Origin of the sequence: Desemzia sp. C1 (assembly GCF_020882875.1) — a bacterium.
Lineage (GTDB): Bacteria > Bacillota > Bacilli > Lactobacillales > Carnobacteriaceae > Desemzia > Desemzia incerta.
Map to the genome: position 1 here is coordinate 1,114,612 of NZ_JAJIZP010000003.1, position 14,378 is coordinate 1,128,989.

The 14,378-nt window shown below is 39.6% G+C and carries 14 protein-coding genes and 2 pseudogenes; 12 read left to right on the forward strand and 4 right to left on the reverse strand.

Annotation, left to right across the window (positions count from 1 at the left end; translation table 11 throughout):
• The first annotated feature begins 30 nt into the window (after positions 1-30).
• Positions 31-417, forward strand: a complete 387-nt coding sequence (locus LMF32_RS05830; protein ID WP_347401909.1) for an NADPH-dependent FMN reductase — start codon at positions 31-33, stop codon at positions 415-417.
• A 31-nt stretch (positions 418-448) separates the two neighbouring features.
• Entirely contained in the window at positions 449-1,129 is a 681-nt protein-coding gene (locus LMF32_RS05835) for an IS6 family transposase (RefSeq protein ID WP_096816700.1), read from the forward strand.
• A gap of 161 nt (positions 1,130-1,290) precedes the next feature.
• Here the strand turns inward: LMF32_RS05835 and LMF32_RS05845 are convergent, their stop codons facing one another.
• From LMF32_RS05845 to LMF32_RS05855, 3 genes and pseudogenes are all read right to left on the reverse strand, one after another.
• Positions 1,291-1,431, reverse strand: a complete 141-nt coding sequence (locus LMF32_RS05845; RefSeq protein WP_003132136.1) for a hypothetical protein — start codon at positions 1,429-1,431, stop codon at positions 1,291-1,293.
• A 210-nt stretch (positions 1,432-1,641) separates the two neighbouring features.
• A complete protein-coding gene (locus tag LMF32_RS05850; RefSeq protein WP_012477756.1) occupies positions 1,642-2,487 on the reverse strand; it encodes an aldo/keto reductase in 846 nt (281 codons plus the stop codon).
• A 141-nt stretch (positions 2,488-2,628) separates the two neighbouring features.
• Positions 2,629-3,137: pseudogene (locus LMF32_RS05855) on the reverse strand (type I restriction endonuclease); the annotation flags it as partial.
• A gap of 114 nt (positions 3,138-3,251) precedes the next feature.
• On the opposite strand from LMF32_RS05855, the gene LMF32_RS05860 reads away from it, so the two are divergent.
• From LMF32_RS05860 to LMF32_RS05905, 10 genes and pseudogenes are all read left to right on the forward strand, one after another.
• Positions 3,252-3,932, forward strand: a complete 681-nt coding sequence (locus LMF32_RS05860; RefSeq protein ID WP_013646119.1) for an IS6-like element IS1216 family transposase — start codon at positions 3,252-3,254, stop codon at positions 3,930-3,932.
• A gap of 56 nt (positions 3,933-3,988) precedes the next feature.
• Positions 3,989-4,258 (forward strand): annotated as a pseudogene (locus tag LMF32_RS05865) (NADPH-dependent FMN reductase); the annotation flags it as partial.
• A gap of 15 nt (positions 4,259-4,273) precedes the next feature.
• Positions 4,274-5,524 carry an NAD(P)H-dependent oxidoreductase gene (locus LMF32_RS05870; RefSeq protein ID WP_092480381.1) on the forward strand — a complete coding sequence of 417 codons (1,251 nt, stop codon included), beginning with the start codon at positions 4,274-4,276 and terminating at the stop codon, positions 5,522-5,524.
• A 196-nt stretch (positions 5,525-5,720) separates the two neighbouring features.
• On the forward strand, positions 5,721-5,888 hold the full coding sequence (locus LMF32_RS05875; protein WP_177192522.1) for a hypothetical protein: 168 nt from the start codon (positions 5,721-5,723) through the stop codon (positions 5,886-5,888).
• 229 nt (positions 5,889-6,117) lie between these two features.
• Complete coding sequence (locus LMF32_RS05880; protein ID WP_188204127.1) at positions 6,118-6,846, forward strand: RNA pseudouridine synthase; 729 nt, start codon at positions 6,118-6,120, stop codon at positions 6,844-6,846.
• Between the two features lie 169 nt (positions 6,847-7,015).
• Complete coding sequence (locus tag LMF32_RS05885) at positions 7,016-8,191, forward strand: malic enzyme-like NAD(P)-binding protein (protein ID WP_230524144.1); 1,176 nt, start codon at positions 7,016-7,018, stop codon at positions 8,189-8,191.
• 11 nt (positions 8,192-8,202) lie between these two features.
• A complete protein-coding gene (fumC, locus tag LMF32_RS05890; RefSeq protein ID WP_230524145.1) occupies positions 8,203-9,561 on the forward strand; it encodes a class II fumarate hydratase in 1,359 nt (452 codons plus the stop codon).
• Positions 9,562-9,594: 33 nt separating this feature from the next.
• Positions 9,595-10,335, forward strand: a complete 741-nt coding sequence (locus LMF32_RS05895) for a MurR/RpiR family transcriptional regulator (protein WP_230524146.1) — start codon at positions 9,595-9,597, stop codon at positions 10,333-10,335.
• A 175-nt stretch (positions 10,336-10,510) separates the two neighbouring features.
• The gene (locus tag LMF32_RS05900) at positions 10,511-11,371 is read left to right on the forward strand and encodes an alpha/beta hydrolase (RefSeq protein WP_230524147.1); all 861 of its coding nucleotides are present in this window, start codon (positions 10,511-10,513) and stop codon (positions 11,369-11,371) included.
• A 379-nt stretch (positions 11,372-11,750) separates the two neighbouring features.
• On the forward strand, positions 11,751-12,647 hold the full coding sequence (locus LMF32_RS05905) for a glycine betaine ABC transporter substrate-binding protein (protein WP_230524148.1): 897 nt from the start codon (positions 11,751-11,753) through the stop codon (positions 12,645-12,647).
• 534 nt (positions 12,648-13,181) lie between these two features.
• Here the strand turns inward: LMF32_RS05905 and LMF32_RS05910 are convergent.
• The gene (locus LMF32_RS05910) at positions 13,182-14,372 is read right to left on the reverse strand and encodes a coenzyme F420-0:L-glutamate ligase (protein WP_230524149.1); all 1,191 of its coding nucleotides are present in this window, start codon (positions 14,370-14,372) and stop codon (positions 13,182-13,184) included.
• Between the last annotated feature and the right edge of the window lie 6 nt (positions 14,373-14,378).

A 14,378-nucleotide genomic window follows, 5' to 3' on the forward strand; every position in this document is an offset into this window, starting at 1 on the left:
TAAAAAATAGATTTGAAAGGAAGTAAAAAAATGAAAAAATTTATTGGAATCGTAGGAACCAATTCAGATCACTCTACAAACCGTCAGCTGTTGCAATTCATGAAAAATCATTTTTCTTCAAAAGCAGAAATCGAGATTATAGAAATCAAAGATATACCCGTATTCAATAAGCCCGAAAATAAAGATATTCCTGAAATCGTACAAGCGATGGCAGATAAGATCGATGATGCAGATGGCGTCATTATCAGTACGCCAGAATATGATCATGCCGTTACAGCTTCATTAATGAATGCATTGAGTTGGCTTTCTTATGGTATCTTCCCTTTTGTTGATAAGCCCGTAATGATTACAGGAGCCTCTTACGGGACTTTAGGAGGTTCTGTTGCAAAGTTTTCCGATAAGTCTATTTTAGTGTAAAATGGGATAGAAAGACAGCGAGGACATATGGATGAATCATTTTAAAGGCAAACAATTTCAGAAAGATGTGATTATTGTCGCTGTGGGCTATTATCTACGTTACAATCTGAGCTATCGTGAAGTCCAAGAACTCCTTTATGATCGTGGGGTTGACGTTTGTCACACTACGATTTATCGCTGGGTACAAGAATACAGTAAAATCCTCTATCATCTCTGGAAAAAGAAAAATAGACAGTCCTTCTATTCGTGGAAAATGGACGAAACCTATATCAAAATCAAAGGCAAATGGCATTATCTGTACAGAGCAATTGATGCGGATGGATTGACTTTAGACATCTGGTTACGAAAGAAACGGGATACTCAAGCTGCTTATGCATTCTTGAAACGACTACATAAGCAGTTTGGTGAACCTAGAGTAATTGTCACGGATAAAGCGCCGTCTATTGGCTCTGCCTTTAAAAAGCTACAGCACAATGGGTTATATGTAAAAACAGAACACAGAACCGTTAAATATCTCAATAACCTCATTGAGCAAGACCATCGACCAATCAAACGACGCAATAAATTTTATCGAAGTCTACGTACTGCCTCAAGCACAATTAAGGGCATGGAGACAATTCGAGGAATATACAAAAAGAACCGAAGAAATGGAACGCTCTTCGGATTTTCGGTGTCGACTGAAATTAAGGTATTAATGGGTATTCCTGCATAAAACATCTAGGACTTAACATTCATTGCTTTTCATTTTTGAATTTTGCAACAGAACCGATTATAGGGGCTGTTTTTATTTGATTTCTTAGGGGTTGTTATCTAATTATAGACCCTAAACAAACATCTTTTGTAAAAAGCCTTTTTTCTGTTCTTTCAACAAATCTAACTTACGTTGATGAAGAACGTTACTGAAGAAATCTCGCCAAATTCCACGCGGGCATCATCATTTAAACCGATTTTAAAGTGACCGTCTTCTGAACGGGCTTTCCATAAATAGCGCGAATCATCAATTTTATCAGCCATGTTTATCATCCTTTCCTGCGTATATACGCTACTTTCTATTATCGGACTTATATTGGAAATTTGATAGTAGGAGATAATTAATTTTTACAAAGCGTGGGCCAGATAGTTGCCTTCGGTGCATGTTTCCAGTCGATAATAATCGTAATAAAAAACAAACAGGACTGAACAAAATTACTTTCGTCTCAGCCCCTCATAGTGACACTATTAATATTATCGAATATCCAACGGTTGCTTACTCGTCGGCTTTGGAAAGGCCTTGTCGATTTTTGCCAAATCATCCTCATTTAAGGTTAATGAAGCGGCCTTTATGTTGTCAACTGCATGCTTAGGGTCGCCGGATTGTGGGATAGCCAAGGTACTGCCATCGCGAATTGCCCAAGCCAATAAAATTTGCCAAGGGGTTGCCTGATGGGCCTCGGCGACTTCTTTAACGGCCGGATTATTAATTAGCTGACCGCGTTCGTCACCGGCAGCTACCGGGGTGTAGGCGATTAGCGGAATCCCCTGTTTTCGCTGCCATGGTAATAGACTGTATTCGATCCCTCGACTACCGAGGTTATAGAGATCTTCGTTTGCGGCAACCTGATCACCGCCTGGGAGGGCAAGCAGTTCTTTCATATCGGGGAGGTCAAAGTTGGAAACACCCCAATGTTTGATCTTACCTTGCTGTTGCAAGGACTGAAGCGTTTCGACGGTTTCACTTAACGGCACAGCACCACGCCAATGATATAGATATAAATCCACGTAATCGGTTCCCAGTAACTTTAAGCTGGTATCCAAGCTGTGGGACATTCTGTCGGCGGAAGCGTTTGAAGGCAGTACCTTATCAATCAGGAACAATTTTTCCCGGTCAATATTGGCAATGGCTTCACCAACCAGACTTTCACTACGGCCGTTACCGTACATTTCCGCGGTATCGATCACGGTTGCGCCGGCGTCAATACCAGCTTGAATGGCTTTGATTTCCTTTGCGCGGGTTGCAGTTGAATTGCCCATGTGCCAAGTACCAAGCCCGATTGCCGGCACCGTTTTGTCGCCAAGATGTAATTCTCTCATAAAAATGAAACCTCCTATTAGTAGAAATCCGTTTTTCAGCATAAAATCACTTTGCCGAAAAACGTGTATGGAAATATCGTACCTGTTTTCATTATAGGAGTCTTGGCTTAGTTGCGCAAGTAGTTCCTACGCGTATTTTTAAATTTGATTAAAAGCCTGGTTAAGTTCGACCGTGGCTTTTAATCAAATTGAATTAAGGGTAACCCATTAATCAATAGGGTTACGTCAAAACGGCGATCAGGATTGACATCTTGAGTACCAGCTAACCGTGGTCGCACTGCTTGCCGTACCACTTCATAACTAGATTTACCGCCAGCAACGTCCGCTTTCCAAAATAACTTGAGCGTCACCGTGCCCAGCTTAGCATCATCACGTTCACCTTCCACTTTGCCAATGCCATTTTCGGCGGCTAGTAACTTAGCTGCTTCGTAAGGTGTCGGGACCTCAATCGCCCGTTTAATCTGATTAAATTCGGTATCAGTTAAAGGGTGTCCCTGCAATTTAGCATAGTTATTGTTATTTAATTTATCACGAAAATTAGCCCATAATTGATTCGGCGTCGCACCATACAGGTCTTTTCGTTCCACCCATTGATTACTTCCGGTCGTTAAGGTTTTAACAACTTCTTTTTCAAATGACAGTTCCAACATAAAAACATTCCTTCTCCCACCTTTAAATTACTCACTAGTTGGTTCTGTTGCAAAGTTTTAAATCTACTATCAAATAAGGTAGAATAATAGAAAAAGATAGCAGGAGGAATGACGATGAATCATTTTAAAGGAAAGCAATTTCAGCAGGATGTGATTATTGTAGCCGTGGGCTACTATCTTCGTTATAACCTTAGCTATCGTGAAGTTCAAGAAATCTTATATGATCGTGGCATTAACGTTTCTCATACGACGATTTATCGTTGGGTGCAAGAATATGGCAAACTACTCTATCAAATTTGGAAAAAGAAAAATAAAAAATCCTTTTATTCATGGAAAATGGATGAAACGTACATCAAAATTAAAGGAAAATGGCATTATTTGTATCGAGCCATCGATGCAGATGGTTTAACCTTGGATATTTGGTTACGTAAAAAACGGGACACACAAGCAGCCTATGCTTTTCTTAAGCGGTTAGTGAAGCAGTTTGATGAACCGAAGGTTGTAGTCACAGATAAAGCCCCCTCTATTACAAGTGCCTTTAAGAAACTAAAAGAATACGGCTTTTATCAAGGGACAGAACATCGTACCATTAAATACCTGAATAATTTGATTGAACAAGACCATCGTCCAGTAAAGAGACGCAATAAATTCTATCGAAGTTTACGCACTGCCTCACCCACGATTAAAGGCATGGAAGCCATCCGAGGATTATATAAGAAAACCCGAAAAGAAGGCACTCTCTTCGGGTTTTCGGTCTGTACTGAAATCAAGGTATTATTGGGAATCCCAGCTTAAATCATAGATACCGTAAGGGATTTTATTCTTTATTTAAAACTTTGCAACAGAACCCTTTAGGATCTTCAAGGGCTCAACTTCACTTGCGTCAAATCCTTGATGCTCCAGAGTTGAAAGCACGTATCATGCCGAGTTCTGAGTTTTTATTAAGTCATTCATTACAAGCTTTTGATGAAGAAAACAACTTAACGAATGTGGAACAAACTGAAAAATTAGACAGACTGTTTGAAGATTTCTTAACTTTTGTGACCATCACTAATCAATTGACTCATGCACATGAACAAAACAAAAAAGAAGCGGAAAACTTTTCTTGGGAAACTATCTAAAAGGGGTTAATAAAAATGAAATTAGTCGGTATTGTAGGTTCCAACGCAGAAGTATCTTATAATCGTACATTGCTAAAATTTATCCAAAAACAATTCAGTCCATTATTCGATTTGGAGATCATTGAAATCAAAGATGTTCCTATGTTCAATCAAAGTGACGACCAGACAAACAGCCCGGTCATCCAAAAAATAAACAGACAGATTCTAAACGCGGATGGTGTCATTATTGCTACACCTGAACACAACCGGACAATTCCTGCTGCATTGAAAAGTGTTTTGGAGTGGTTGTCATTTAAGATTCATCCTTTAGAAAATAAACCTGTCATGATCGTGGGGGCTTCTTATTACGATCAAGGATCTTCTCGTGCGCAGTTGCATTTACGTCAGATTTTGGATGCTCCAGGGGTCAATGCTATGGTATTACCGGGAAATGAGTTCTTATTAGGCAAAGTAAAAGAAGCATTTGATGAAAATGCGAACTTGAAAGATCCAGGAACCGTTCAATTTTTAGGCAGCTGTTTAGAAAAATTCATTCAATTTATCAAAGTGGTGGCTGTCATAGAAGGACCTAAAAAAATCGAACTTGAACCGGAAGATCTTTACGCAACCGGAAAAATAGATACGACTATTGAAGGTGTCGATATGTATGCTGACGATTGGTTGGAACAAGCGGCCCAAAAAGTTGGCGCAGTTGAAGGAAATACGTATGTCAAATTGGATCGCGGATTATTGACTGTCGACCAATTGAATTATTTCTTAGCATCCATGCCAATGGAATTGACCTATGCAGATAACAATAACCAATTCTTGTATTACAACCAAACAAAACCGGCAGAAGAGATGCTGGCTGCACGAGTGCCAGGACAAGTAGGAAACCCATTGGCTAAATGTCATCCGGAAAAAGTGCATAAAAATGTAGGGTATGTGATCCAGCAGTTGCGTTCTGGCGCTATGGATGCGTTTCGCGTTAACGTACCTACTCATGGTCCTGACAAATATGTCGTGCACAATTACCAAGCTATGCACGATAAAGAAGGCAATTTTGCTGGAATCAATGAATTTATCTTAGACTTCAAACCAATCATCGATTGGTATTTGAAACAAACTGGACAAGCCTTGGTTGGCGATGTAGATGCGGTTTCTGGTGCTTCTGCTAAAGACCATAAAACAGAAGACGTCGATGCTACTTCAGGAGCTTCTATGAGTACAAAAGAAGAAACCACAGAAACAGTTGATGCTGTATCGAGTGCATCTGTCAAAGGTTAAGCTAAAAGAAAAAACTTCTCGGTTATGAGAAGTTTTTTTCTTTGCCTACTAATAAAGTTAATGGCTGGTTAAGTCAAAACTTCAATGTCAGCAGCTTCATCGATACCTTTTAAAGCGAAACACATAGCGCCCCATTTACTTTTAAATTAAAAAAATCTATCATTAGCTATATCGTTTTTTACTGGGAGGTTTACTTTTGAATAAAGAAATTAAGAAAAATCCACTTTTTTTATTAGGACTATTCAACTTTCTTATGGGAATGTTTTTTATTTTTCAAGACGAATTAATAGCAAGACCTGCTGCTTATCTCTTTCAACTAAATTTTATTATTTTGCTTTATCTTGCTAAAAAAGAAATAAAATAAAATCTAGTAAAGCGACATCCAAAAAAGTATCTGAGTCTCATTTTAAAAAAATGAAACCAAGTACTTTTTGCAATGCCTCTAATAATAAAGAGATAGACTGATTGAAAAAAGAGCTGTAGACTCTTACCCCTGTTAGTAAGGGATTGATGAGAGATGTTGTTAAGAAGGACTCGCCTTCTCTTAAAAATGATATGATGGAAACATTATGCATTAAGGAGAAGAGTAAAGAATGAAGGTTCATGTGTTGTATGAAGATAATCATTTGCTGATGGTTCAAAAACCTGTCAATATTCCAGTACAAGCAGATAAAAGCGGGGACTCAGATTTGCTGACAGTACTGAAAGAAGACCTGAAAGTGCGGTATCAAAAACCTGGGAATGTGTATTTGGGGCTTATTCATCGATTGGATCGTCCAGTTGGCGGTGCGATGGTGTTTGCTAAAACATCCAAAGCAGCATCCAGGTTATCAGATATGTTCCGCCGTCGAGTCGTCGAAAGGAGTTACCTTTCTGTCGTTCACGGTGTCCCAAAGCAGAAAAAAGGGCAACTGGTTCACTATCTTCATAAAGACAAAAGAGAGAACAAAGTTTTCGTTGACCCCAAACATCCAAAAGCTAAAAAAGCGGTGTTGGATTATGAAGTACTTGAGTCTAGAAATAATTTTAGTTTGCTTGCTGTCAAACTTCACACAGGAAGACCTCACCAAATTCGTGTCCAATTGTCTTCAATAGGTCATCCAATTTTTGGAGATCAAAAATACGGACAGCACGTCAACAAACCTGGACAGCAAATTGCACTTTGGGCAGATGTGTTGTCATTTGACCACCCTATAAAAAAAGAACCTATAGAAGTATATTCTTTGCCTCCCATGGATCATCCGTGGAATATATGGAGTCATTTAAGAGTAAGACAAACAATGCCATTTAATACTCTAAAAACCAGTGAAATAAGTTCCTAAAAGAAAAGCATCATTATTTCCTCAAATGGAGATAATGGTTCTTTTTTTTGTGCGGAACAGTTGCTGAATATTCAAAATAATTATTTATTGTGTCTGGAGACCTCAATTTATATAATGGAGAGGTCTCTTTTCCTCGTTTGAGACTGTTTTACAGAAAGGTGAGAAAAGAATGGATACGAATGAGAAAAGTTTAGCTCTGCATAAAGAAAAAAAAGGGAAAATTTCTGTTGAAAGCAAAGTTTCAATCAATACAAGAGAGGATTTAGCTTTGGCTTACACGCCAGGTGTTTCGGAACCATGCAGAAAAATCCATGAAGACGTAAGAGAAGCGTATACTTATACGTCAAAAGGGAATCTTGTGGCGGTCGTAACAGATGGAACAGCTGTCCTTGGATTAGGAGATATCGGACCAGAAGCTGCAATGCCGGTAATGGAAGGAAAAGCGATCTTATTTAAAGAATTTGCTGAAGTAGATGCCGTTCCGATTTGCTTAGATACAAAAATTTCTGAGGAAATCATTCAAACGGTACGTTTTTTAGCTCCAACATTTGGCGGGATAAACTTAGAAGATATTTCTTCGCCAAGGTGTTTTGAAATCGAAAAACAACTGGATGACTTGTTGCCGATTCCTGTTTTTCACGATGACCAACACGGAACAGCTATCGTGGTAGTTTCGGGGATCATGAACAGTTTACGTTTGATCAAGAAAGAGTTAAGTGAGATAAAAGTGGTGTTGAACGGACCTGGAGCAGCTGGTACAGCCATCATAACGATGCTGATGGATATGGGAATAAAAGAAGCTGTCATCTGCGACGAACATGGTATTTTAGCAGAAAACAGACCAGGACCAATGGATGAACATAAAAAACGATTGGCACAACGCTCTAATCCTCAACAAGCAAACGGAGACTTGAGCGACGCTATGAAGGGTGCAGATGTTTTTATCGGAGTTTCTGTCGGAGGGATCGTTACGCGTGAAATGATTCAATCTATGGCGAATGATGCGATCGTATTTGCGATGGCCAACCCAATACCTGAGATCATGTATGATGAGGCTAAAGCAGCCGGCGCACGCATTATGGGGACAGGCCGCTCAGATTTTCCAAACCAAATCAACAATGTACTGGCTTTCCCAGGTATTTTCAAAGGGGCACTGGCAGTACGTGCAACGACGATCAATAATGAAATGAAAGTTGCTGCAGCAAAAGCAATTGCAGACATGATTCCTGAAGAAGAATTATCGGAAGACTATATTATACCGGATGCTTTAAATAAAAAAGTTGCAGAACAAGTGGCTGAGTATGTCGCTCAAGCTGCTCGAAACACTGGAGTAGCGACTATCTAGGAGGAATAAGAGTGGATAGAATCGAAAAGGACTCTCTTGGAGAAATAGCCGTTCCCCAAGATGCTTTATGGGGGGCTCAAACTCAACGGAGTATAGAAAATTTTCAAATCGGAACAGAAAAAATGCCGCTAAAGTTGATTGAAGCGTTGGTTCAAGTGAAGAAAGCCTGTGCTATTGTAAACGAAGAAGAGGGCAAGCTTTCTTCAGATAAAGGGACCAGTATCCAAGAAGCTTGTGCGCTGGTATTGGAAAATTTGGACGAGTATGAATCGCAATTTCCGTTGTGCTTATGGCAAACCGGAAGCGGGACGCAAACCAATATGAATGTGAATGAGGTGCTGGCTCATTTAGCTTCTAAAGGGACTTCAGTACACCCTAATGATGATGTGAACCTGTCACAAAGCTCGAACGATGTATTTCCAACGGCTATGCATATTGCAGCTTATAAAGAAATTCAAGATCAGCTGATAACGGAAATGAAACTGTGGCTGGAAGTCATTTCAGCATTGATGAATCGTTATGAAGGAATCATCAAGATAGGCAGAACCCATTTGCAAGATGCCACGCCTCTTACATTTGCTCAAGAACTGAGTGGATGGAGAAGCATGATTGAAAACAGCTTAAAAGCCATAGAAATGAGCAGCAGTACTTTATTGCAACTGGCTATTGGAGGGACGGCCGTCGGGACTGGAGTAAATGCATCCAGTGATTTCGGTGTTAAAGTTTCTCGAGAGCTGGAGAAAGCTTTAGGGATTCCATTTGTCAGTGATGAGAACAAGTTCTTTGCTTTGACTAGTCATCAACCGTTGTCATTTGTTCATGGTTCTTTACGAGCATTAGCCAGTGATTTGATGAAAATAGCCAATGATATCCGTTGGCTGGCGAGTGGACCCCGCAGCGGATTAGGAGAGCTGTCTCTGCCGGTTAATGAACCGGGAAGTTCCATCATGCCGGGAAAAGTTAATCCTACTCAAGCGGAAGCTCTGACGATGATCGCCGCTCAGGTTATGGGGAACGATACCACGATTCAAGTGGCTGCCAGTCAAGGAAACTTCGAATTGAACGTCTATAAACCTGTTATTATTCATAATTTCTTGCAAACGGTCGGTTTGTTAACGGACGGGATGCGCTCATTCAGAGAAAAATGTCTGGCAGGATTGACCGTAAATACCGATCGTGTGGATGAATTGGTTCATCGTTCGTTGATGCTCGTTACAGCTTTGACACCTCACATCGGGTATGAAAAATCAGCTGAGATCGCTCATAAAGCTTTAAAAGAAAATACGACATTAGAAGAAGCCGCATTGTCTCTAGAATATGCGTCTAAAGAAGAATTGAAGCAGTGGTTAAATCCAAATTCCATGATTTAAAGAGTGTGATATACTGCTAAAAGGATGAGTACCATGCTTGATTTTATAGACAGCTACGATGATTTGACTGAAAGCGAAAGAAAGGCCCTAACTTATATGATAAATCATTTGGAAGAGAGTCCATACGTGAATATCAACCAGCTTGCTGAACTTTCTTTTGTATCTAAAACCGTGATTATCAATCTTGCGCAAAAAATGGGGTTCAGTGGATTCAAAGAACTCAAGTACCATATCAATCAGCAATTGCGGGAAAAAGCTGTTACAGTAAACAATAGCAAACTATCTGCAAAAGAAACAGTGACCAGCAGCATCGATAAAACTCTTTCTCTCGTTTCAGAAGAAGATCTTGATCGCTGTGCTGAAGAGATCATTCAAGCAAAGAATATTTTCATTATGGCTCGGGGAACTAGTAAGCCAGTGGGGTACTATCTGGAACACTTGCTCTTTTCATTAGGTCTGCACTGTTTTTTCATCAAGGATTATAATTTATCGGAGACTTTTACAAATTTGGTCACCGAAAATGATGTAGTGATCTTGATCTCGTTGTCAGGCAGTACGAAAAAAATCATTGATACAGCTCGCAAAGTCCATATGAAAAAAGCCAAGATTATCAGCTTAACAGCCTTTCAATCGAGTATTTTGGCATCTTATGCAGACTTGAAACTGTATTGCCATACAGAAGAAATGGATACCAAACGAGACGATTCTATTTCGCGAATTGGATTCTTTTTGTTAGTGGATTTAATGGTGAGAACGATCAAAAAATATATTTAATATTCTATCGCAAAAGAAAGCCTACAAGTGGCTTTCTTTTTTTGTAGACATTTTTAAAAGCCTTATCTTTCGAATACTAACAGAAGATGAACTAAAATATAGGAAAGTAAGTACTATTATCAACTAGTCATCTAATAATTTGAAACTTAGAGTCAATCAGGAGGTTGTAAGCAAAATGGAAACTATTGAACATACGTTTATTGAAACAAACGGCATCAAGTTGCATGTGGTTCAAGCAGGACCGAAAGAAGGAGAAGTGGTCCTTTTACTGCATGGTTTTCCTGAATTTTGGTACGGGTGGGAAAAGCAAATCTCCGCTTTAGCGAGTCAAGGCTATCGAGTTTGGGCTCCTGACCAGAGAGGGTATAATCTCAGCGACAAACCTAAAAAGATCCGTGACTATCAAATGAAAGATTTAGCAGCCGATATTGCAGGATTAATCAAAGCCTCCGGAAAAGAAAAAGTCTATTTGGTTGGACACGACTGGGGAGGCATAGTTGCTTGGAGAGTAGCAAGAGAGTATCCTGACCTATTGCACAAATTGATCATTTTGAATGCACCTCATGAACAAGCTATGGCTAAGCAAATACTGCAGCATCCGCTACAAATTTTGAAAAGCTCTTATATCGGTTTCTTCCAATTACGAGGAGTGCCGGAACGACTGTTTAGTGTGTCTGATTGGGAGCCAGCAGTGAAAGCGTTGAAAGCAACCAGTCAAAAAGGGACGTTTAGTGAAGAGGACCTGCAACGTTACCGCTCTGCTTGGTCGCAGCCTAGAGCGATGCGTTCGATGATCAATTGGTATCGCGCTTTAGTTCGTTACCCTTCCAGCCAAAAGGTTTCCGCAAGAGTGAAAGTCCCGACTTTTGTGATCTGGGGAGCTAAAGACCAGTTTTTAGGTCAAGAATTAGCAAGCAAAAGTTTAGAGTACTGCGATAATGGTCGAGGAAGATTAATCGGCGAAGCGACGCACTGGATTCAACATGAAAAAGCCGAACAAGTAAATGAGTGGATGATTGATTTTATAAGAGAATAACCAAAATAGAGACAGTGTTTGCTGAAAGAAGCAGCGCTGTCTATTTCTGTGTTTTTATTCATCAAATTTGAAACGATACACGATTCATGTTACAGTGGATAGTGGCTATTCTAAATCGGTGACCTGCTCTCAAGAGAGGAGGCCTCAAGATTAAATTGCATATAAGTGAATAAAAACAGGGGTATACTTCTGAGTATTAATGGATTCCTAATAGAAAGAACTGCTTATTTGTACATATGGTTATCGGTAATCAAAAAACAAAGTGGAGCGAAAAGACTAACTATCCCTTGATTGATGCATTTAATCATGCGTTGCTCAAGGACGAAACATTAGCCGAAATAAAAAAGTGGAATGCTTTTGATATGATGGAGGAAAAGAAATGAAAGTAAGAAACATAGGGATAACGATGGGATTGACAACGGTGCTGCTTGCAGCAGGATGCGGTAGTACAGAAGAAGATGCTGCAAGTGCGAATAACAGCATCAGTGAACAAGTAGAGCATACGATTATAGGTATCGAACCTGGAGCGGGATTGACAGGTTTATCAGAAAAGACATTAGAAGAATACGATAATCTAGAAGGATGGGAACTGGAAGAAAGTTCTACAGCAGGTATGTTGACGCTGCTTGGGCAAGCGATTGAAAATGAAGAACCTATTATTGTTACAGGCTGGGCTCCTCATTACAAATTCACCCAGTATGATTTAAAATTTATTGAAGATCCTAAAGGAACATTGGGAGAAGTAGAAAGTATCCATACCATTGCCCGACTAGGATTTGAAGAAGAAATGCCAAATGCTTATAATATTTTGGATGCCTTTGAATGGGAAGTGGAAGATATGGAAAAAATTACGTTTGACGCCCAAACGAGTTCCATTGAAGAAGCTTCAGCAGATTGGATAGAATCCAACCAAGATAAAATCAATGGCTGGTTAGAAGGTACAGAAAAAGTAGACGGAGAAGAAATCGACTTAGTCTCAACGCCTTGGGATTCAGAACGAGCTTCTAGCCAAGTTCTAGCAACTGTTTTAGAGCAACAAGGCTATGATGTGACAGTATCTGATGTCGATCCTGCAATTTTATTTGAAGCAGTAGCAAACGGAAAAGCAGATGCTTCTATTTCTCCTTGGCTGCCTACTACACACAACTCTTTTTATGAAAAATACAAAGAAGATCTAGTAGACTTAGGACCTAACTTGACCGGAACGCAAAACGGTTTTGTAGTGCCGGAGTATATGGACATTGATTCTATTGAAGATCTAGAACCAAAAGCATAAGAAACGAAAAACAGCCTCTCGATTCACGACTTTTCGCGAATTGAGAGGCTGTTTTCGTATAAATGATGGAAAAGTGGGCGTTCAATCTGTTCTATTAGTCAAGTGAGGATGCAATAGGCTGTCACTTGATCAATAGGACTGAGCTATTAGTCAAGTGAGCATAAAAAGAGCTGCCACTTGATCAATAGAACCTATCTATTAATCAAGTGGGTCCTAAACTCGACTTCACTTGATTAATAGACCGAATCTGAGCACCCATTTTGTCGTAGCAAAACCAAAAGTACCTTATATTTAAAAAACCAAAAAACGGCTGGAAGAAAATCTTCCAGCCGCTTTCGAAATCAAGCATTTTCATGTGTTAAAACAACTTTCTCCGCTCTCTAAATGTGCTTTGAGATTCAGACATCTATGCTTTTAAAACGAGCTGCGAAAGTTAGATCATATGCCTATAAAGATGCCCACCATTGTTAAGAAAAGCACTTAACTATGGTGGGCATTTTTATATTCAATAATCTAAACAACTTTCTCCGCTCTCTAAACTGTGTAGTTGTCGAAGTATCCTTGGATGTAGACCATAGGTGTTCCTTTGTCTCCACTTCCAGAAGTTAAATCAGACAATGAACCAATCAAGTCAGTCAGACGACGAGGAGTTGTTCCTTGTGCTTCCATTGATCCAACCAAGTCTTCTTGTTTGTTTTCAATGTATTTAGAAATAGCTTGTTTCAATTCGTCTCCGCGTAGTTGAGAGAAGTTGTTGTCAGCTAAGTATTTCAATTTCACTTCATTAGGTGTTCCTTTAAGACCTTCAGTAAAACCTGGAGATACTACAGGATCAGCAAGTTCCCAGATTTTTCCAACTGGATCTTTGAAAGCTCCATCGCCATAAACCATTACTTCAACTGTTTTTCCAGTCAATTCTTTGATTTTTGCTTGGATGCCGTCTACGATAGGTTGGCAATTATTAGGGAATAATTTTACGCTTTCTTCGGTTGCTTTATTTGATCCAAGCAAACCGTAAGCTTCATTAAAGCCGCTGCCGTTGATCGATTCTGAAAGGATGTCGTCAAGACCATATACTTTTTCAGCACCATTAGCTTTTAGGATACGTTTTGTTCTGAAACGTGAATGGATATCACATGTCAGTATGCTTTTAGTGTATGTTAAAATGGTTTTTGGATTGTTCGAGAAGATAACTTCACATTCAGCGCCTTCTGATTCAACAATTCCTTTGTAGTAATCAATATAGTCTACTCCAGTAAACGGGTGGACAACTTGCCCAAAGTGTTCACGGAATTGAGGCTCAGTTAAGATATCAGTCCAAGGGTTGATACCTTTAGTATCTAACTCATCAATATTTACTAAGTGATTTCCTACTTCATCAGATGGGTAGCTCAACATTAAAACAACTTTTTTTGCTCCACGAGCGATTCCTTGCAAGTTGTTTGCAAAGCGGTTGCGGCTAAGGATCGGGAAGATAACACCAATTGTATCTCCAGCAAATTTAGCTTGAACATCTGCTGCAATATCATCAATTGTTGCATAGTTTCCTTGCGCACGAGCAACGATAGACTCAGTTACAGTTACAATATCGCGGTCTTCAATTGAAAAACCTTCAACTTTTGCTGCATTTAAAACTGTATCTACTACGATTTGCTCAATGTCGTCTCCTTGATTAATGATTGGACCACGAAGTCCTCTTACTACTGTTCCAACTACTCTTTCCAATATGAT

Coding starts and splice junctions, on each gene's coding strand:
- LMF32_RS05900 (WP_230524147.1), top strand. CDS start 10,511: ATGGAAACTATTGAACATACGTTTATTGAAACAAACGGCATCAAGTTG.
- LMF32_RS05860 (WP_013646119.1), top strand. CDS start 3,252: ATGAATCATTTTAAAGGAAAGCAATTTCAGCAGGATGTGATTATTGTA.
- LMF32_RS05870 (WP_092480381.1), top strand. CDS start 4,274: ATGAAATTAGTCGGTATTGTAGGTTCCAACGCAGAAGTATCTTATAAT.
- LMF32_RS05830 (WP_347401909.1), top strand. CDS start 31: ATGAAAAAATTTATTGGAATCGTAGGAACCAATTCAGATCACTCTACA.
- LMF32_RS05895 (WP_230524146.1), top strand. CDS start 9,595: ATGCTTGATTTTATAGACAGCTACGATGATTTGACTGAAAGCGAAAGA.
- LMF32_RS05835 (WP_096816700.1), top strand. CDS start 449: ATGAATCATTTTAAAGGCAAACAATTTCAGAAAGATGTGATTATTGTC.
- LMF32_RS05850 (WP_012477756.1), bottom strand. CDS start 2,487: ATGAGAGAATTACATCTTGGCGACAAAACGGTGCCGGCAATCGGGCTT.
- LMF32_RS05905 (WP_230524148.1), top strand. CDS start 11,751: ATGAAAGTAAGAAACATAGGGATAACGATGGGATTGACAACGGTGCTG.
- LMF32_RS05845 (WP_003132136.1), bottom strand. CDS start 1,431: ATGGCTGATAAAATTGATGATTCGCGCTATTTATGGAAAGCCCGTTCA.
- LMF32_RS05880 (WP_188204127.1), top strand. CDS start 6,118: ATGAAGGTTCATGTGTTGTATGAAGATAATCATTTGCTGATGGTTCAA.
- LMF32_RS05885 (WP_230524144.1), top strand. CDS start 7,016: ATGGATACGAATGAGAAAAGTTTAGCTCTGCATAAAGAAAAAAAAGGG.